The 18,011-nt window shown below is 71.1% G+C and carries 18 protein-coding genes; 3 read left to right on the top strand and 15 right to left on the bottom strand.

The annotated features are described in order from the left end of the window. Positions 1 to 73 precede the first annotated feature (73 nt). Complete coding sequence (locus tag ACZ5WG_RS36120) at positions 74 to 799, top strand: hypothetical protein (RefSeq protein WP_468728776.1); 726 nt, start codon at positions 74 to 76, stop codon at positions 797 to 799. Here ACZ5WG_RS36120 and ACZ5WG_RS36115 read toward each other — a convergent pair. Genes ACZ5WG_RS36115 through ACZ5WG_RS36090 form a run of 6 tightly spaced genes read right to left on the bottom strand, consistent with a single transcriptional unit; the run spans position 759 to position 7,525 of the window. Continuing rightward, positions 759 to 2,030, bottom strand: a complete 1,272-nt coding sequence (locus ACZ5WG_RS36115; protein ID WP_468728775.1) for a cytochrome P450 — start codon at positions 2,028 to 2,030, stop codon at positions 759 to 761. The two genes, ACZ5WG_RS36120 and ACZ5WG_RS36115, sit on opposite strands and share 41 nt — an antisense overlap. 44 nt (positions 2,031 to 2,074) lie before the next feature. Next, the gene (locus ACZ5WG_RS36110; RefSeq protein WP_468728773.1) at positions 2,075 to 2,581 is read right to left on the bottom strand and encodes a hypothetical protein; all 507 of its coding nucleotides are present in this window, start codon (positions 2,579 to 2,581) and stop codon (positions 2,075 to 2,077) included. Further along, positions 2,578 to 4,020, bottom strand: coding sequence for an ATP-binding protein (locus ACZ5WG_RS36105; RefSeq protein ID WP_468728771.1), 1,443 nt, complete (start codon positions 4,018 to 4,020; stop codon positions 2,578 to 2,580). Before ACZ5WG_RS36105 ends, ACZ5WG_RS36110 begins: the two co-directional genes overlap by 4 nt. Further along, positions 4,017 to 4,700, bottom strand: coding sequence for a response regulator (locus ACZ5WG_RS36100; protein WP_468728770.1), 684 nt, complete (start codon positions 4,698 to 4,700; stop codon positions 4,017 to 4,019). The genes ACZ5WG_RS36105 and ACZ5WG_RS36100 overlap by 4 nt, the downstream gene beginning before the upstream one ends. Positions 4,701 to 4,739: 39 nt before the next feature. Next, positions 4,740 to 6,419: a murein biosynthesis integral membrane protein MurJ gene (gene murJ / locus ACZ5WG_RS36095; protein ID WP_468728768.1), complete on the bottom strand. Its 1,680-nt coding sequence runs from the start codon at positions 6,417 to 6,419 to the stop codon at positions 4,740 to 4,742. Further along, the gene (locus tag ACZ5WG_RS36090) at positions 6,416 to 7,525 is read right to left on the bottom strand and encodes a lipid II:glycine glycyltransferase FemX (protein ID WP_468728767.1); all 1,110 of its coding nucleotides are present in this window, start codon (positions 7,523 to 7,525) and stop codon (positions 6,416 to 6,418) included. Before ACZ5WG_RS36090 ends, murJ begins: the two co-directional genes overlap by 4 nt. A 290-nt stretch (positions 7,526 to 7,815) precedes the next feature. Between ACZ5WG_RS36090 and ACZ5WG_RS36085 the strand changes: the two genes are divergently transcribed. Both ACZ5WG_RS36085 and ACZ5WG_RS36080 read left to right on the top strand, forming a co-directional pair. Continuing rightward, a complete protein-coding gene (locus ACZ5WG_RS36085; protein ID WP_468728766.1) occupies positions 7,816 to 9,045 on the top strand; it encodes a L,D-transpeptidase in 1,230 nt (409 codons plus the stop codon). Between the two features lie 122 nt (positions 9,046 to 9,167). Continuing rightward, positions 9,168 to 10,766 carry a CocE/NonD family hydrolase gene (locus ACZ5WG_RS36080; RefSeq protein WP_468728764.1) on the top strand — a complete coding sequence of 533 codons (1,599 nt, stop codon included), beginning with the start codon at positions 9,168 to 9,170 and terminating at the stop codon, positions 10,764 to 10,766. A gap of 36 nt (positions 10,767 to 10,802) precedes the next feature. Here ACZ5WG_RS36080 and ACZ5WG_RS36075 read toward each other — a convergent pair whose 3' ends face one another. The 9 genes from ACZ5WG_RS36075 to ACZ5WG_RS36035 all read right to left on the bottom strand — a co-directional run bounded on the left by ACZ5WG_RS36075 (position 10,803) and on the right by ACZ5WG_RS36035 (position 18,003). Then, positions 10,803 to 11,687, bottom strand: coding sequence for an amino acid ABC transporter permease (locus ACZ5WG_RS36075; RefSeq protein ID WP_468728762.1), 885 nt, complete (start codon positions 11,685 to 11,687; stop codon positions 10,803 to 10,805). Further along, on the bottom strand, positions 11,684 to 12,328 hold the full coding sequence (locus tag ACZ5WG_RS36070) for an amino acid ABC transporter permease (protein ID WP_468728760.1): 645 nt from the start codon (positions 12,326 to 12,328) through the stop codon (positions 11,684 to 11,686). The genes ACZ5WG_RS36075 and ACZ5WG_RS36070 overlap by 4 nt, the downstream gene beginning before the upstream one ends. Before the next feature lie 17 nt (positions 12,329 to 12,345). Beyond that, entirely contained in the window at positions 12,346 to 13,275 is a 930-nt protein-coding gene (locus tag ACZ5WG_RS36065) for a glutamate ABC transporter substrate-binding protein (RefSeq protein ID WP_468728758.1), read from the bottom strand. An 11-nt stretch (positions 13,276 to 13,286) separates the two neighbouring features. Next, positions 13,287 to 14,030 carry an amino acid ABC transporter ATP-binding protein gene (locus ACZ5WG_RS36060; RefSeq protein WP_468728757.1) on the bottom strand — a complete coding sequence of 248 codons (744 nt, stop codon included), beginning with the start codon at positions 14,028 to 14,030 and terminating at the stop codon, positions 13,287 to 13,289. A gap of 140 nt (positions 14,031 to 14,170) precedes the next feature. Next, positions 14,171 to 14,611 carry a DUF6278 family protein gene (locus tag ACZ5WG_RS36055; RefSeq protein ID WP_468728756.1) on the bottom strand — a complete coding sequence of 147 codons (441 nt, stop codon included), beginning with the start codon at positions 14,609 to 14,611 and terminating at the stop codon, positions 14,171 to 14,173. A 66-nt stretch (positions 14,612 to 14,677) separates the two neighbouring features. Beyond that, a complete protein-coding gene (locus ACZ5WG_RS36050; RefSeq protein ID WP_468728754.1) occupies positions 14,678 to 15,469 on the bottom strand; it encodes an exodeoxyribonuclease III in 792 nt (263 codons plus the stop codon). 30 nt (positions 15,470 to 15,499) lie between these two features. Next, on the bottom strand, positions 15,500 to 16,132 hold the full coding sequence (locus ACZ5WG_RS36045; protein ID WP_468728753.1) for an MBL fold metallo-hydrolase: 633 nt from the start codon (positions 16,130 to 16,132) through the stop codon (positions 15,500 to 15,502). A gap of 57 nt (positions 16,133 to 16,189) precedes the next feature. Beyond that, on the bottom strand, positions 16,190 to 16,777 hold the full coding sequence (locus ACZ5WG_RS36040; RefSeq protein WP_468728752.1) for a hypothetical protein: 588 nt from the start codon (positions 16,775 to 16,777) through the stop codon (positions 16,190 to 16,192). Beyond that, the gene (locus ACZ5WG_RS36035) at positions 16,774 to 18,003 is read right to left on the bottom strand and encodes an ROK family glucokinase (RefSeq protein WP_468728750.1); all 1,230 of its coding nucleotides are present in this window, start codon (positions 18,001 to 18,003) and stop codon (positions 16,774 to 16,776) included. The genes ACZ5WG_RS36040 and ACZ5WG_RS36035 overlap by 4 nt, the downstream gene beginning before the upstream one ends. Between the last annotated feature and the right edge of the window lie 8 nt (positions 18,004 to 18,011).

Raw genomic sequence — 18,011 nt, 5'->3', positions numbered from 1 at the left:
GGCCTGAACTCGGCACTGTAACTTCACCTCACCCCCCGCGTCAGGAAGACCCGGTGCGGGCTAGCATCCGCGCATGAACGAAGACGTGCGCAACATCGTGCTCGGGGTGGTGGCCACCGCCGTCAGCGGCGGCTTCGGCTGGTTCTCCCGGACCTACCTGTGGCGTCGCGACCTGCGCCGCAAGCAGTCCTTCTTCGGACTGCCGGCCGGCTCCGACTGCCTCTTCGTTGCCAACCGCCAAATGGGTGGCAAGGATTCCTCCCTGCACCGCAACGACGCCTTCGCCCTGCTCGAGATATCCGCGCTGATCCGCGACTGCGGGGCGACGGTGCAGATCGTCCCGCACGACGCGGCCCGGCAGGGCTTCGGCGAGCGCGCCGAGTTCTGTGTGGGCGGGCCCTCCTCCAACTTCCGTACGACGGCGCACCTGGCCTCGCTCCTGCCGGGGGTGCGGATGAACGTGCAGTCGGAGCCGGCCCCGGAGCGCGGGGCGATCACGGTGGGCGGGGAGACATACCTCTGGGACAAGGGCGTGGCCGAGTACGTGCTGCTGGCCCGGCTGGTCACGGAGCGGGGCACCCGGCCGGTGTTCCTGCTGTGCGGGCAGACCGCCAACAGCAATCAGGCGGCGGCCCGTTACCTGGCGAAGCACCACCGGGAACTGGCGCGGAAGCACCGCGGGGACGCCTTCTGCCTCCTGCTCAAGGTGATCAACTCGGATGCTTACGGGCCGGACGTGACCGAGCTCGTCGCGGACGTCACCCGGCCGGCCCGGACACCCGCAGCGGCAGCCGCGTGATCCCGTTGATGAAGTTCGACACCAGCCGGCGCGGCGGGCCCGCGAGTTCCGGGACCGGCATGGCCGCGCGCCACTCCTCGTAGAGCACGCGCAGCTGGAGCCGGGCGAAGTGGGCGCCGAGGCAGACGTGCGGGCCGTCCCCGAAGGAGACGTGCGCGTTGGGCGTCCGGCCGAGGTCGAGGCGCCCGGGATCGGTGAAGACGCGCTCGTCGTGGTTGGCGGAGGCGTGGAAGACCACGACCTTGTCCCCGGCGCGGATCGGCTGCCCGCCGAGCTCGGTGTCGACGGCGGCCGTGCGGCGGAAGCTGAGCACCGGCGGGTGGACGCGCAGCAGTTCGTCGACGGCGGTGTGCACCGGGGCCCGGCCCTCGGCGAGCAGCCGGTACGCGCCCGGGTCGCGGGCCAGGGCCAGCAGTCCGCCGGGGGCGGCGCTGCGCACGGTGTCGTTGCCGGCGACGGTGAGCAGGAAGAAGAACATCTCCAGCTCGGCCGGTTCCAGTCCGGCCTCGGCGAGCGCGGTCATGACGTCGTCGCCGGGGTGCGCGCGCTTGTGGGCGGCCAGTTCCCGGGCGTACGAGAACATCTCGCCGAGCAGTGCCGGGGAGCGCGGGTTGAGGGGCTTTCCGTCGGGCCCGAGCAGGGGCGCGGGCGCGTCCTCGGGATCCTGGTAGCCGATGATCCGTACGGTCCACTCCAGCAGCAGGCTCCGGTCGGCGGCCGGGACGCCGAGCAGGTCAGTCAGGTTGAGCAGCGCGTACTCGTCGGTGACGGTGGCGACCAGGTCGGCTGCGCCGTCCTCGGCCTTCGCGCGGGCGGTGGCGAGCAGGGCGCGGGCCCGTTCGCGGACCCGGCCGGCGAAGGCGTCGACGCGGGCGGGGGTGAAGGCGCGGGAGACCAGCCGGCGCAGCCGCCCGTGGTCGCCGGCGCTGCGGCGCGGGTCCTGGTTGAGCATGGTGCGCCGCAGGAACGGCAGGTCGGCCGGGTCGGGATCGCGGATCTGGGTCGCGCCGAGCCAGGAGGAGTACGTGGCGTGGTCGCGCAGCACCCGGACCACGTCGGCGTGCCGGGTGACCGCCCAGAATCCGGGTCCGGCGGGCCAGCCCTGGATCTCCGGCTCCGCCTGCCGGGCGACCGGGTGCCGGTCCCGCAGCAGCCGGTAGCTCTCGTACGGGATCCCGGCGCCGTAGATCCGGGGGTCGAAGACGTCGGGCACGTACGCGGCGGGGTCCATGGGGCCACGGTGGCGGGCGGACCCGCCCCGCCGCAAGGGGACGATCAGCTGCCGAGGTCGCAGCGGGCGGGTCCGACCGAGGTGTCCGGGCCGCGCAGGACCACGCCGTAGCGCGGGTTGACGGAGGCCGCCGTGCACACGAGTTGACGGCGGGCCGTCTCGGACAGGCCGGCGACCGCGAACGGCACCCGGACCTCCAGGGTCTCCCCGGACAGGATGCTCGCCGAGAGGCCGAAGGGGGGCTTCCTGTCGGTCGGCGCGGGCACCCGGGTCTCCAGACCCGCGGCCTTCTCCTGGTCGAGGGGGCCGATGAGCAGCCGCATGAGGACCGTCGTCGGCGAGGCGGGCTGATCCCTCTCGGGTACGGGGGCGAGCCGCCCGTCGGGCGCCACGAAGTACACCGTCCCCTTGGTGCCGGGCCCGGGCACGACCACCTTCGCAGCGGCTCCGCTCTCGATGACCCCGGTGGTCTTGATCCCGCAGCCGGTGAGCAGCAGCCCGCCCAGCAGCAGGGCGGCGGTGGCGGCCGCGGCCGTCCGTAGCCGGGTCATGCGCCGGCCTCCAGCGGCATGTCGAGGATGAACACCGCGCCCCCGGCGGGCCCGTTCGCGGCGCGCAGGGTACCGCCGTGCAGCCGGACGTTCTCCAGGCTGATGGCGAGGCCGAGGCCGCTGCCCGCGGAGCGGGTGCGGGCGGCGTCGGCCTTGAAGAACCGGTCGAAGATGTGCGGCAGCACCTCGGGGGCGATGCCGGGCCCGCTGTCGGCGACTTCGATCAGCAGCCGGGGGCCGCCGGGCCGCGATTCGGTGCGCACGCCGACGTGGACCGGGGCGCCGCCGTGCTTGAGGGCGTTGCCGACGAGGTTGGCGAGGACCACGTCGAAGCGGCGCGGGTCGAGCCGGGCGCGGACCTGCCGCGGCAGGTCGGTGACCACCCGCTCGTCGTCCCAGCGGCGCAGCTCGAGGGTCTTCTGCACGGCCTCGGTGATGTCCACGTCGTCGAGGTTGAGCTCGGCGGCGCGGGCGTCGAAGCGGGAGATCTCCATGAGGTCCTCGACGAGGACGGCCAGCTTGCCCGTCTCGGCGCTGACCAGCCGTACGGCGGCGGCCGTGTCGGGATCGAGGCGCTCGGCGTCCTCGTCCAGGACCTCGGTGACGGCGAGCATCCCCGACAGCGGGGTGCGCAGCTCGTGCGAGACGTCGGAGGCGAAGCGGCGGGCCCGGATCTCGGCCTCACGCAGTTCGCTCACGGACTGTTCGAGGGCGCGGGCGGTCTCGTTGAAGGTACGGGCGAGTCCGGCGAGCTCGTCGGCGCCGCGGACTTCGATGCGGGTGTCGAGGCGGCCGCGGCCGAGGCGCTGGGCGGCGCGGCGCATGTCCCGTACGGGGCGCAGCACGCTGCGCGCGGCGAGCAGGGCGGGGACGACGGCGATGGCCAGGCCGGGAACGGCGCCGCGCTTGGCGGCTTCGACCATGGCCTCGACCGTCTTCCCCTCGGTGGCCAGCGGCATCGTCGCGAAGAGGACCAGGCCGGTGGGTTCCCGGACGTCGTTGTGGAGCCAGACGGCCGGCATGCCGACGGCGAGGTACGGGTTGCCGGAGGCGTCGGTCACCCGCTGGAAGGCGCCGTGCGGATGGGACGCCACCTGGCGGCGGAGCTGCTCGGTGACCACGGTGGAGGTGGGCGCGCTGGTGGTGGAGGCCCGCAGGGTGCCGTACTCGCCGAAGACGTTCCAGGGGTTCGGCTTGCCCCTCTTCCCCAGCTCGTTGACGATGCGCTGGAGCTGCGCCTGGTCCAGCGGCAGGTCGAGGGGTTGCGTCTCCACCTGGTCGCGCAGGGTGCTGACCGCGGTGTCCTGGCTCTGCTTGAGGACCGCCGTGCGGGCCTGTTGGTAGGTCAGCGTGGCCGTGGTCACCGCGCTGATCGCGGCGACCAGCAGGAAGGCCGCGATCAGCCGGGTGCGCAGCCCGAGCGGCGCGATGCGCCTCACAGCGGTCCGAAGCGGTAGCCGAAGCCGCGCACCGTCTGGATGTAGCGGGGGCTGCCGTCGGGGTCCTCGACCTTGGTGCGCAGGCGGCGCACGCAGGCGTCCACGAGCCGGGCGTCGGCGTGGTAGCTGTGGTCCCACACGTACTCGAGGAGCTGCTGGCGGGAGAAGACCTGCTCGGGCGAGGCGGACAGGTGCAGCAGGAGTTTGATCTCGCTGGGGGCGAGGGGGACGCGCTCGCCGTTCTTGGCCACGGTCAGCCCGGCGCGGTCGATGGCGAGCGCGCCGTGGTGCTCGACCTCGGGACGGCTGCCCGAAGGGGCGCCGAGCCGGCGCAGCACGGCCTTGATGCGGGCCTCGATGACCTCGGTGCGGGCGGGTTTGACGATGTAGTCGTCGGCGCCGGCCTCGAGGCCGACGACTATGTCGAAGTCGTCGCCGCGGGCGGTCAGCATGATGATCGGGAGCTGGCTGGTCTCGCGGATGCGGCGGCAGACCTGCACGCCGTTCATCCCGGGCAGCATGAGGTCGAGCAGCACCAGCTCCGGGAGGAAGCTCCCCATCAGCGCGAGGCCCGCCTCGCCGGTCTCGGCGGCGCTCACCTCGTGGCCGCGGCGGCGCAGGCCGAGGCCCACTCCTTCCCTGATGGAAGGGTCGTCCTCGATCAGCAGTACGCGTGGCATCCGGTCATTTTCCAAGGTGATTGGGGGCTTGCTCTCCTGCTAACGGCCGATTTTCCGCCGCAGGGAGTCCAGCAGGTCGGTGATTTCCGTGAGGCGCAGTGGCCTGGCGAGGAGGACGACGACGAGCCCGAGCGCCGCGGTTCCCGCGCCGACGGCGGCGAAGTCGCCGAGGCCGTCGGCGGCCCGGGCGGCCGCGTACCCGGCAGCGGCCGCAGGCAGGCAGGCGACCAGCAGCCGCAGGTGGGTGCGGACCGCGCTGGTGCGCCGCTCGGTACGGGTTCCCGCGCGCGGGCCGAGCCGCCGGGCGAGGGTGTACGCGGTGACCGCGAGGCCCGCGAACAGCGCGACGGAGTAGGCGCCGGCCATGCCGGTGACCGCCCAGCGCGGTGGCAGCAGCAGGTACGCGGCGAGCGACAGCCCGGCGTTCAGGGCGGCGATGACCAGGTTCAGGAAGAACGGGGTCCGGGTGTCGGAGAGGGCGTAGAACCCGCGCGAGAGGACGTACTGGCCGGAGAAGGCGATCAGGCCGGGAGCGAAGGCCATCAGCATGCCCGCCATGACCTCGGTGTCGGCGGCACCGGTGCGCCCGTACCCGAAGACGCTGCCCATCACCCACGGGGCGAGGGCGAGGAACACGAAGGTGGCGGGGACGACCAGGGCTGCGCTGGAGCGCAGCGCGTACGACACGTCCCGGCGGACCGCGGCGAGGTCGCCGTCGGAGGCGGCACCGCTCATCCGCGGCATCAGGGCGGTGACCAGGGAGACGGTGATGATGCCCTGCGGGACGATCCACAGCTGGTAGGCGTTGCTGTAGGCCGTGTAACCGGCGCCGCCCGCGAGGTCGGCCTCCACGGCGCGCTGCCCGGTGGCGGTGGAGAGCCGGGTCACGACCCAGTATCCGATCTGGTTGGTGAGGACGAGCATCACCAGCCAGCCCGCGTTGCGCAGCGGGCGGGCGAGGCCGCTGCCGCGCCAGTCGAAGCGGGGGCGCCAGCGGAAGCGGGCGGCGCGCAGCGAGGGGACCAGGGCGAGGGCCTGGAGGACTATGCCGGCGGTGGTGCCGAGGCCGAGGAGGCGGGTCTCGCCGGCCGTCAGGCCGTCCGCCGCATCGTGGGAGACGTAGAGGAACAGCCCGAAGACGCCGATGATCACGATGTTGTTGAGGACCGGAGTCCACATCATCGCGCCGAACCGGCCCCGCGCGTTGAGCACCTGGCCGAGCAGGGTGAACAGCCCGTAGAAGAGGATCTGCGGGAGGCAGTACCGGGCCAGGGCCACGGTGGTGCTCGCCTGGCTCCCGGTGTAGTCGGTGTACGCCGAGACGATGAGCGGCGCCGCGACGACCGCGGCGGCGGTGAGCACGACCAGGGCGGTGGTGCAGGCGGTCAGCAGCCGGTCGGTGTAGGCGGCCCCGCCGTCCTGGTGCTCCTTGGCGGCCCGGACCAGCTCGGGCACGAAGACGGCGTTGAGCGCGCCGCCGATCAGCAGCATGTACAGGATGTTCGGGACGGTGTTGGAGACGGCGTAGCCGTCACCGAGCAGCCCGGTGCCGAGGGCGGCGACGACGACGGCGGAGCGGACGAAGCCGGTGGCACGGGAGACGATAGAGCCGGCCGCCATGAGTGCGCCGCTGCGCAGCACGGAGGTCTTCTCCGGTGCCGGCTCCGCGGTGCCTTCGGCGGACGGACCGGTGGCCGGTCTGGTGTCGGTGGCCGTCACCGGCGGGCCAGGTAGGCCTGGAACGCCTTGTGGAGCGCCGTGTTGGCGTATCCGTCCATCGGGGTCTCCCACTCGCCGAGCGTTTCGACGACCTGCCCGCCGGTGCCGAGCTTCCAGCGCAGCAGCCCGAAAGAACGTTCGTCGGGGTCAAGGGTGGAGGGTACCCCGCGCATGTCGTATTCGTCCGCTCCGAGGGTGTGTGCGTCGCGCATCATGCGCCACTGCAGGGCGTTGCTGGGGCGGACCTCGCGGCGGTGGTCGGCGGAGGCGCCGGTCTGGTACCAGACCCGGCGCCCGGCCACGATCATGGTGTGCGCGGCGAGGATCTCGCCCTGGTGGATGCCCAGGTAGAGGCGCATCCGGCCGGGCGCCTCGGCGTTGAGGACCTCGTACTGCTGCTGGTAGTAGGCGAGCGAGCGGCCGAGGCGGAAGCCGTCGCGCTCCTCCGTGATGCGCAGCAGCCGGTAGAACTCGGGCAGGTCGGCGGCGGTGCCGAGGACGGTCTCCACGCCGGACTTCGTGGCCTTGCGTACATTGCGCCGCCACTCCTGGTTGAGGCCGGACCACAGCTCGTCGAGGGAGCGGCCGGCGAGGGGGACGCGGAAGACGTGGCGCGGCTGGGCGTCGCCGTCGTCCTCGCCGCCGCAGCGCTTCCAGCCGCGGGTGCGCAGCCGGTCGGCGAGTGCGGCGCCGACGGGGTCGACCTCGGTGGCGAGCACGTCGGAGATCTGCCGGCCGGGTCCGGTACCGGACTTGACGGCGGCGGCGTCCCAGCGGCGGTAGGCGGGCGTGGGCCCGATCCGGACGGCGAAGGCGCCGGCCGCGCGCAGATGGCGCTTGAAGGGGTCCAGCCACCGGTCGATGTTCGGGTCGGACCAGTCCGCGACGGGGCCCTCGGGGAGGTAGGCGAAGTATTTACGGGTTCCGGGGAATTGGCGGTACAGGACCAGTCCGGCACCGGCCATTTCCCCGTCGGGGTAGTGCCATCCGACCCTTTCCGAGCGCCAAAGGTCCTTCACCCCGGCCCAGGACGGGTACTGGAGAAAGCTCGCGTTCCGGTTCTTGGAAAGGAAGGCCTGGTATTCCGGAACGGACAGCGGACGCACACTCAGCTCCTGGTCCGGGGACTGGTGTCGCTGGGCGGGGGTCACGAGCAGTGCGCACACGACGGATCGGCCTTCCTGTACGTCCGGGAACCGGGGATGCGGATGCGGGATGCACGGGACTCTCACAGGTGTCCATGACCGAAGTGCGCGGCGATTGTGACCGGACGATGACCGTTTCGATGCGGTCCACGTCACAACCGAAAGTCGGATCTTTTCGGCGGATTACGCAACCTACAGTCGTGCCGTTCGCATCTCCTTTTGCGGACGATCATTACTTGGAGGGGTTTTCGTTGAGCCGCACACGCCGTATCGCACGCAGTCGCCACGCCATGCTGGCCGGGACCGCACTCATGGCCGCCGCGCTGACCGCCTGCGGCGGCTCGGGCGGAAGCGGGAGCGCGGGCGCTTCCGGCACGGCGGACGCGAAGAAGAAGCCGGACATGGCGATGTCCGTGAACCTCACGGGCGATCAGGCCAAGCCCGGCGAGCCGGTGAAGGTGACCCTCGCCGAGGGGAAGCTGGCCCTGGTGAAGGTGTCGGACGGCAAGGGCGGTGAACTGCCCGGGAAGATAGCCGACGACGGCAAGTCCTGGACGTCCGAGCGCAACGCCTCGCCGGGCACGGACTACAGGGTCGAGGCGCAGAACACCGACAGCCAGAGCGCGAGCGCCCAGTTCAAGACGGTCGCCGCGGACAAGGTGAACAAGGTCACGATCAACCCGGGCAAGGCCAATCCGGTGGTGGGCATCGCCCAGCCGATCTCGATCGTGTTCGACAACCCGGTGAAGAACAAGGCCGAGGTCGAGAAGCACCTGAAGGTCACCACCTCGAACAACACCGAGGGCTCCTGGGGCTGGTTCAAGGACTACACCGGCAACGACCGGGTGGACTGGCGGCCGAAGGAGTACTGGAAGTCCGGCACCGACGTCAAGGTCGACATGACCCTCAACGGGGTGGACTCGGGTCAGGGCGGCGGGATGTTCGTCAAGGACTACAACACCGAGTTCAAGATCGGCAAGGACCGTCGGCTCCAGGTGAACCTGGACACCCACAAGCTGACGGTGACCGAGGACGGCCAGGCGGTGAAGACCATCCCGGTCTCGGCGGGCACGCCCGGCGGCCAGAAGGCCTCCTGGTCCGGGAAGATGGTGCTGATGACCAAGGAGGGCACCATCCGGATGGACTCCCAGACGGTGGGCCTGGGCGACTCCTACGACAAGATGGTCGACTACTCGATGCGGGTGACCTGGTCGGGCATGTACATCCACGCCGCACCGTGGAACAGCGGCAACTTCGGCCGGGCCAACAGCAGTTCCGGCTGCGTGGGCATGAGCGACTCCGACGCGAAGGCGCTCTTCGCCGAGGCCCAGGTCGGCGACCTGGTCGAGGTCACCGGAGACGGATCCAAGGGCAAGGCCGACATCGGCAACGGCTACGGCGAGTGGAACCTGTCCTGGGACGAGTGGAAGGCCAAGAGCGCCCTGGCCGGCGGCGCGGGCGGCACTCCCCAGAACGGCTGAATCCCCGCACTTGACATTCGTTCAATCGTTACCAGCGCGTAACTTACCGATGGGTTACCTCCGGTAAGTCCCTCCCGTTACCGTCGGGTCACTTTGACACCGGCGCACGCGAGGAGCGACCGATGGTCCGTACCGTCCGCACCACAGGCACCGCGGCTGCCGTGGTGGCCGTACTGGCGGCGACCGCCCTGGGCCTGGCCCCCCACCAGGCCCAGGCGGCTCCCGCAGCCGCTGCCGCAGCGACGGCCGACGCCTCGGCGGAGCTGCGTTTCCACGACATCCCCGGCTCCGGCGGGATCACCCTCAAGGGCAACGTCTTCACCCCGGCGGGCGCCCGGCCCGGCATGGAATACCCGCTGATCGTGCTCCCCACCAGCTGGGGCATGCCGCAGATCGAATACATCGCACAGGCCAGGAAACTCGCCGACGACGGCTACGTCGTGGTCAGTTACACCTCCCGCGGCTTCTGGCTCTCCGGCGGCGAGATCGAGGTGGCCGGCCCGCCGGACACCGCCGACGCCTCCGCCGTCATCGACTGGGCGCTGGCCAACACCCCCGCCGACGCCGCCCACATCGGCCTCGGCGGGGTCTCGTACGGCGCGGGAATCAGCCTGCTGGCCTCCGCGCACGACCCCCGGATCAAGGCCGTGGTCGCGCTCAGCGGCTGGGCCGACCTCATCGAGTCGATCTACTCGGGCCGCACCCAGCACCTCCAGGCCGCCGCGATGCTCGGCGGCGCCGGCTACCTCACCGGCCGCCCGGGCCCCGAACTGAGGCAGATCCTGGGCGACTTCCTCGGCTCCCGGCTGGACCGGGAGGCGCAGATGATCGAGTGGGGCAGGAAGCGCTCGGCCGTGGAGCAGATCGACCGGATCAACGCCAACGGCGCCGCGATCATGCTGGGCAACGCGTGGGGCGACACCATCTTCCCGCCCAACCAGTACGCGGCCTTCTACGAGAAGCTGACGGGCCCCAAGCGCCTGGAGTTCCGGCCCGGCGACCACGCCACCGCCGAGGGCACCGGCCTGCTCGGCCTGCCCAACGACACCTGGACCAACGCGCACCGCTGGTTCGACCGCTACCTCAAGGGCGAGCGAAACGGCGTGGACGCCGAGGCCCCGGTGCAGATCAAGTCCCGCAGCGACGATGGCTACGAGGGCTACGCCGACTGGAAGTCGGTCGGCTCCGCAGGCACCGAGAAGCTCGCGCTCTCCGACAGCGAGCACCTCTTCGCGGGCATCGACTCGGGCGCCGACGGCGGCGTCATCTTCCTCTCCAGCATCCTGGACCAGTTCGTCAAGGCGCCGCCGACCGCCTCCATCCCGCTCCTGCCCCGCGCCTTCGCCGCCGTCTGGCAGTCGCCGCGCTACGACGCGGACCGCCGCATCCGCGGCACGGTGAAGCTCCACACCACCGTCACCCCCACCGCCTCGGACGGCACCTTCGTCGCGTACCTCTACGACGTCGGCCCGCTCGGCATCGGCAAGCTCGTCAGCAACGCCCCGTACACCTTCCACGGCAAGCCCCGGGGCCAGGCCTTCGGCGTGGATCTGGAGCTGTTCTCCACCGCCTACGACGTGCCCGAGGGCCACCGGCTCGCCCTCGTGATCGACACCGTCGACCCCCTCTACATCGAGCACAACCCCACCGGCGCACAGCTGACCTTCTCCTCGCCGCGCACCGATCCCTCGTACGTCTCGGTACCTCTGCGCGAGCAGTGATCTGCGGCTGCTGCCGGACGGGGCGGCTCTTCGGAGCTACCGTGGAGTGCCCGGCAGCACCGTTCCGGGATCGGCCTCGACGACGTCGACCGCCTCGGTCTTCAGGCTGCGCCGCTCGAACCGCGCCACCCAGCCGGCGAACCAGGAGAGCAGCATGCACATCCCGATGTAGACCGGGGAGATGATCATCACGACCGGGATGAACGGAAGGTCGTAGTCGAGGTTCGAGGCGATCAGCTTGCCCGCGTGCAGGAACTCCTCGTACGTGATCAGGTACCCGAGCGAGGTGTCCTTCAGGGCCACCACCAGCTGGCTGATGATGGTGGGCAGCATCGCGCGGACCGCTTGCGGGCCCAGCACGTACGTCATGACCTGGGTCTTGCGCATGCCCAGCGCGTACGCCGCCTCCCCCTGGCCCTTCTCGACCGAGTTGATGCCCGTACGGAAGACCTCGGCGAGGACCGAGCCGTTGTAGAGGGTCAGCCCCGCCACCAGCGCGGGCAGCGGCTGGACCTTCAGTGCGACGAAGATGAAGAAGATCATCACCAGCACCGGCATGGCCCGGAAGAACTCCACGCACAAGGTGGCCGCCCAGTGCACCGGCCGGTGCACGGAGAGCCGCCCGGCCGCGAGCACCGCGCCGAGGACGAGCGAGAACACCGAGGCGTACAGGAAGGCCTTGAGGGTGTTCCCCAGTCCCTTGAGCAGCAGTTCCTGGATGCCCTTGTACTCGAAGGGGCCCCACTTGGCGGCGGTGAACTGGTCGGTGTCGAAGAGGAGGTGGAGGATCCAGGCGAGCAGTCCGAGGATCACCACCGTGGAGGCGATCCCGTAGAGGAAGTGCCGGCGCCGGGCCCGCGGGCCGGGCAGGTCGTAGAGGGCGGTGGACTCCAGGTCCCCGTGGAGCGCGTGCGCGGTCATCGGGCGATCCCCCAGCGCTTCTCCAGCACGTTGAAGAGCGCGCTGATGGACAAGGTGATGATCAGGTAGCCGATGGCGATCCAGACGAAGGTCCAGATGATGTTGTAGCCCAGCTCGCTGAGGGTCTTGTACGTGCCCAGCAGCTCGGTGACGCTGAAGGCACCGGCGATCGCCGAGTTCTTGGCGAGGGCGATCAGCGTGGAGCCGATGGGCGGGATGACGCTGCGGAAGGCCTGCGGCAGCACCACCGAGCCCAGGGTCTGGGTGAAGTCCATGCCGAGGCTGCGGGAGGCCTCGCCCTGGCCCTTGGGCACGGTGTTGATGCCCGAGCGCAGGACCTCGCAGATGAAGGCCGAGGTGTAGCAGCCCAGCGCGAGGACCGCGAACACCTGGAAGGGCAGGACCAGTCCGAAGCGCGGCAGGCCCAGCAGCACGGCGAAGAAGAGCAGGGTGAGCGGGGTGTTGCGGAGCACGGTGACCCAGACCGTGCCGAAGACCCGGAAGGAGCCGACGGGCGCGACGCGGAAGGAGGCCATCACGAAGCCGAGGACCAGGGCGAGGAGCGAGGCGTAGACCGTGAGTTGGACGGTCCCGAGGAAACCCTTCCAGTAGAGCGGGAAGTTCTGCGTGAGTACGTCCATGGTGGTGGGCTCTCCCCTCAGCTCGCCGGGTACCGGTCGATGGCGGGTGGCTTCGGGGCGGGTACGCCGGAGAGGCCGAGCGTGGCCTCGTACGCCTTCTTCCAGTCGCCGTTCTCCTCGTGCTTCTCCAGGGCGTCGTCGAGGGCGAAGCGCAGGGCGTTGTCGCTGCGGGGGACGCCGATGCCGTAGGGCTCCCGGGAGAAGGGAGTGCCGGCCACCTTGAGCTCCTCGGGAACCTTGGCCGCGTAGCCGAGGAGGATCGAGTCGTCGGTGGAGACGGCGTCGACCTGGTACGTCAGCAGGTTGTCCACGCAGACCGAGTAGGTGTCGTAGGCGACCAGGACCGCCTGCGGGTACTCCTTCTGGAGCCGCTGGTACGGGGTGGACCCGGCGGCGGAGCAGACCTTCTTGCCGGCGAGGTCCTCGGGGCCCTTGATGTCCTTCTCGTTCTTGCGGACGAGAAGGGACTGGCCGGCCATGAAGTACGGGCCGGCGAAGCCGACCTGCTTCTTGCGGTTGTCGTTGATCGTGTAGGTGCCGACGTAGTAGTCGATCTGGCCGTTCTGGAGGGCGGTCTCGCGGTTGGCGGAGGCGATCGTCTTGAACTCGATCGTCTTGGGGTCGAAGCCGAGCGAGGCCGACATCATCTTGGCGATCTCGATGTCGAAGCCGGAGTAGCGGCCGCTCGCCGGGTCCTTCTCCCCCATGTACGGCTGGTCCTCCTTCGCGCCGACCACCAGGTGGCCGCGCTTCCTGGCCTTCTCCCAGGTGGGGGACTCCGGCAGCCGGAAGTCCGCAGCGGCCTCGTACACCGGCAGGTCCTCGGGCTGCGGGCCCTTGACCGGGGGGCTGCCCTCCTTGCCGCAGCCGGCGAGGGCCGCCAGCAGGGCGGCGGCGAGGAGGAGGCGGAGGCGGGCGCGCGGCCGCGCGCCGCGGGTTCGCTTCATCGGCCCGCCCCTCAGTGCTTGAGGATCTTGGAGAGGAAGTCCTTGGCCCGTTCGCTCTCCGGGGCGGTGAAGAAGGCCTCAGGTGTCCGGTCCTCGACGATCCTGCCGTCGTCCATGAACACGACGCGGTTGGCGGCGGAGCGGGCGAAGCCCATCTCGTGGGTGACCACGACCATGGTCATGCCGTCGGCGGCGAGCTGCCGCATGACCTCCAGCACCTCGTTGATCATCTCCGGGTCGAGGGCGGAGGTGGGCTCGTCGAAGAGCAGCGCCTTGGGGTTCATGGCCAGGGCGCGGGCGATGGCGACGCGCTGCTGCTGGCCGCCGGAGAGCTGGGCGGGGTATTTCGGCGCCTGGTCGGCGAGGCCGACGCGGGCGAGCAGCTCCCGGGAGCGCTTGTCGGCCTCGTCCTTCTTGCGCTTCCTGACCTTGATCTGCGCGAGCGAGACGTTCGCGAGGACGGTCTTGTGCGCGAAGAGGTTGAACGACTGGAAGACCATCCCGACGTCGGCGCGGAGCGCGGCCAGCTCCTTGCCCTCGTCGGGCAGCGGCTTGCCCTCGAGCCGGATCGTGCCCGACTCGATGGTCTCCAGGCGGTTGATGGTCCGGCACAGGGTCGACTTCCCGGAACCTGACGGGCCGATGATCACCACCACCTCCCCGCGGCCGACGGTGAGGTTGATGTCCTGGAGGACGTGCAATGCCCCGTAGTGCTTGTTGACGTCCCGCAGCTCGATCAACGGATCGACGGCCATGCGCTGCCCTGCCCACCTGTCGGAATCTCGAGGTCAGCGCAAACTATCCAGCCGCGGAAGAGCACTTCGCCTCGACACGCCTAAAGAGGGCATAAAGACCACGGGGTGATGAAACAGCCTGACCGTTCCCGTGGAAGGGGTCAGCCCTCGGAGGCTTCGGCGTAGGCCTGGGAGAGCTCGGGGGATCCGGTCATCGCCCAGGACACCCCCGACTCCACCACGTTCAGCTCACGGCCCGAGGCCAGGCGGATCACCGGCTGGCCGTTGGGCCACACCTGCCAGGCGGAGCCCAGCTTGGTCCGGATGATCACGGTCCCGAGGTAGAGGCCCGCGTCGTTGCCCAGCCAGGGCACGACCACCGGGTCCCGGCGCCAGCGGGGCATCAGCTGGTCGAGCGCCTCCAACGAGGCCGGGGTCTCGTCGAGTTCCAGCCCGGCAGCCCGCGCGTGGACGCGCAGCATCTCGCATTCCGAGAACAACTCGTTGATGCCCTCGGGGTCGTCCGCGAGGGCGGCGGCGAGTCCCGCACCCCGTCCCGTTTCGTGCCGGTTCAGCCAGTTGTCCAGGAAGGGGATGTTCATACCGCCCAGCCTGGCACCAGGATCCCGCGCTGGCCACAGGGCGCGCGGGATCCGTCCACGGCGCCCCTATGCCCCGTCGTCCAGCGCCAGGTCCACGACCACCGGGGCGTGGTCCGAGGCGCCCTTGCCCTTGCGCTCCTCGCGGTCGACGAAGGCGTCGGTGACGGCCTTGGTGAAGGGCTCGTTCCCGTAGACCAGGTCGATGCGCATGCCGCGGTTCTTGGGGAAGGCGAGCTGGCGGTAGTCCCAGTACGTGTACGGCCGGTCGTACTTCAGCGGGCGCGGCAGCACGTCGGAGAGCCCCGCGGCACGCAGTGCCTCCAGGGCGGCGCGCTCGGCGGGGGTCACGTGGGTCAGCCCCGCGAAGACCGCCGGGTCGTACACGTCCTCGTCGGTGGGGGCCACGTTGTAGTCGCCGAGCACGGCGAACGGGCGCGGGCCGGCCGCGTCTTCGGCGACGGCGGCGGTCAGCGCGCGGAACCAGTCCAGCTTGTAGCCGTAGTGGTCGTGCTCGACCTCGCGGCCGTTCGGCACGTACACCGACCACAGGCGCACCCCGCCACAGGTGGCGGAGATCGCCCGGGGCTCCTGGACGCCCTCGTAGTCGGGGCCGCCGGGCAGGCCCGTGACCACGTCCTCCAGGCCGGCCTTGGAGATCAGGGCCACGCCGTTCCACCGGCCGGTGGCGTTGACGGCCGCCTCGTAGCCCAGCTCGCGCAGCTGCTCGTGCGGGAACTGCTCCGCGGAGCACTTGGTCTCCTGGATGCACACGACATCCGTGCCGGAGCTCTCCAGCCAGGCCAGCAGGCGCGGCAGCCGGGCGGTGATCGAGTTGACGTTGAACGTGGCGATACGCATGCCGTCCAACCTACCGCCCGGCTCCGACAGTCACAGCTGCGCGGCGTCCCCGGCGGCGAGCCGCCCGTGGTGGGTGCCGCCGAGGGCGGCCAGGGCGTGGTCGTAGATCGGCCGGGCGATGTCCGAGAGGTAGGCGTCGTGGATGTCGATGGCCCGGCGCGGCTTGACCTCGCGCAGGTAGTCGATCACTTCGGAGACCTTGTTCCAGGGCGCGTGCACCGGCAGCATCAGGGTGTCCACGGGCACCTCGGGCACCGTCAGCGCGTCGCCGGGATGGAACAGCGAACCCTCCACCAGGTAGCCGACATTGGTGACCTGCGGGATGTCCGGGTGGATCACGGCGTGCAGCTCGCCGTGCACCTGGACCTCGAACCCGGCCGCGGTGAAGGCGTCCCCGTGGCCGACGGTGTGCACGCGGCCCGGATAAGCCGGGGCCAGCCGTTCCGCGACGCTGCGCAGCGTCCACAGCGCGGCGGCCGGGTTCGCGTCGAGCGCGGCCCGCAGCCGGCCCTCGTCGAAGTGGTCGGGGTGCTCGTGCGTGACGAGCAGGGCGTCGGCGCCGAGCCCCGCGTCGGGCTCGCTGAAGGCGCCCGGGTCGATGACGAGCACACGCCCGTCCTTCTCCAGTTGGACACAGGAGTGCAGCCGCTTGGTGAGCTTCATGATCCCAGGCTAGCGGCGTGACGATGCGGCTACAGGGGCGGTACCACGGGGTTGCCGCTACGGGGTCGCCGTGGACACCACGTAGACCCGGGGCTTCTCCGGGTCCGTGAGGTCGACCGTGACGTCCCGGGTCGGGCGCGGGTTCGGCTGCTCCAGGGTGGTGCCGTACCAGGAGTTCTGCGGGCCCCAGCTCCAGCCCGCGACCGCGGAGTCGTGCGCCCCGACGGAGACCTCACGGGTCAGCTCGGCGCGGCTGGTGCCGACCTCGGCGAGGAAGGAGTCCAGGTCGGCGGGGGTGACCGCGAACTGCACGTACAGCCGGCTGGTGCGCCAGTTGTTGGTCTCGAGGAACCCGACCCGCCAGGCCTTCGGCGGGATCGGCACCTCGTAGATGCTGCGCTGCACCTTGGACGGCCAGCCGGGGCGCACCTTGGTCGCGCCGACCTTGGCGGCCTTGTCGCGGCCGCTCTCGCGGCTCTGCTGGGCGGACACGGCGAGGTAGCCGGCGGGCACGCCGACCAGCAGCAGGATGATGATCGCCGTGATCCAGCGGCGCCGGACGACGTGCTTGCGGTCCTCCGCCGGGAGCGGAGTGCCGCCCTCGTCGGGGGCGGGCGCCTGGCGGGGCAGGGAGGGCGGTGTCACTGCGTGTCCCCGTCCGTGAGCTCCGCGTTCGCCGGGTCGGCGGCCTTGGCCTCGGCGGCCTTGGTGTCCGCGGCCTTGCGGTCCGCGGTGGCCGGGGAGTCGATCAGGCCCCACTGCGCGTAGCGCTCGTAGCGTTCGACGCGCCGGCGCGTGGCGCGGCGGAAGCGGCGGGCGACGAGCCGGGCCAGGTCGGCGGCGCCGACCATGCCGGCCTCGGGGCCGAGCTGGGCCTTGGCGATCCGGGCCTCGGGCCGGTAGCCGCGGCCGGTGAGGTGGCGCCGGAAGGCGTCCCGGGCGGGGCCGATCAGCAGGTCGTCGGCGGCGCTGACGCCGCCGCCGATGACGAAGCAGGAGGGGTCGAGGGCGGCGGCGAGGTTGGCGATGCCGACGCCGAGCCACTGGCCGATGTCCTCGAGGAGCTCGACGCACATGGCGTCGCCCTCGCGGGCCAGCTCGGTGATGAGCGGCCCGGTGATCTCCGAGACGTTGCCGCCGACCCTGGCGATGATGTCGTGCGCGACCGGGGAGTCGGCGGCGGCCAGCTCGCGGGCCTCGCGGACCAGGGCGTTTCCGGAGCTGTACTGCTCCCAGCAGCCGCGGTTGCCGCACGGGCAGCGGTGGCCGCCGGGGACGACCTGCATGTGGCCGAACTCGCCGGCGACCCCGAAGCGGCCGCGCTTGACCTGGCCGCCCTCGAGGATGGCGCCGCCGATGCCGGTGCCAAGGGTGATCATGACGAGGTGGTCCTCGCCCCGCCCGGCGCCGAAGCGCCACTCGGCCCAGGCGGCGGTGTTGGCATCGTTGTCCACCATGACCGGGACGGCGAGCCGGGACTGCAGCGCGTCGCGCAGCGGCTCGTCGCGCCAGGCCAGGTGGGGTGCGAACAGCACCCGGGAGCGGTCGGCGTCGACCCAGCCGGCCGCGCCGATGCCCACCGCGTGGACGTCGTGCCGGTCGGACAGGTCGAGCACCAGCTCGACGATGGTGTCCTCGACGACCTTGGGGCTCTTGGACTTGTCGGGGGTCTCGGTGCGGATCTTCTCCAGGATGATCCCGTCGGCGTCGACGACACCGGCCATCACCTTGGTGCCGCCGATGTCGATGCCGACGGTCGGGACGCGCGGGGCGGTCAGGTGCGACCGGCGCTCACGGGTCCCGATGGTCCGCAGGACGGTGCCTCGCGCGGACCCCCGGTGGGTGAGCGTGAAGTCCCGGTACGTGCTCATCGAGTCGT

The organism is Streptomyces sp. NPDC032745 (assembly GCF_055579465.1).
The sequence above is the reverse complement of the archived record's forward strand: the minus strand, read 5'-3'. Positions and strand labels throughout refer to the sequence as shown.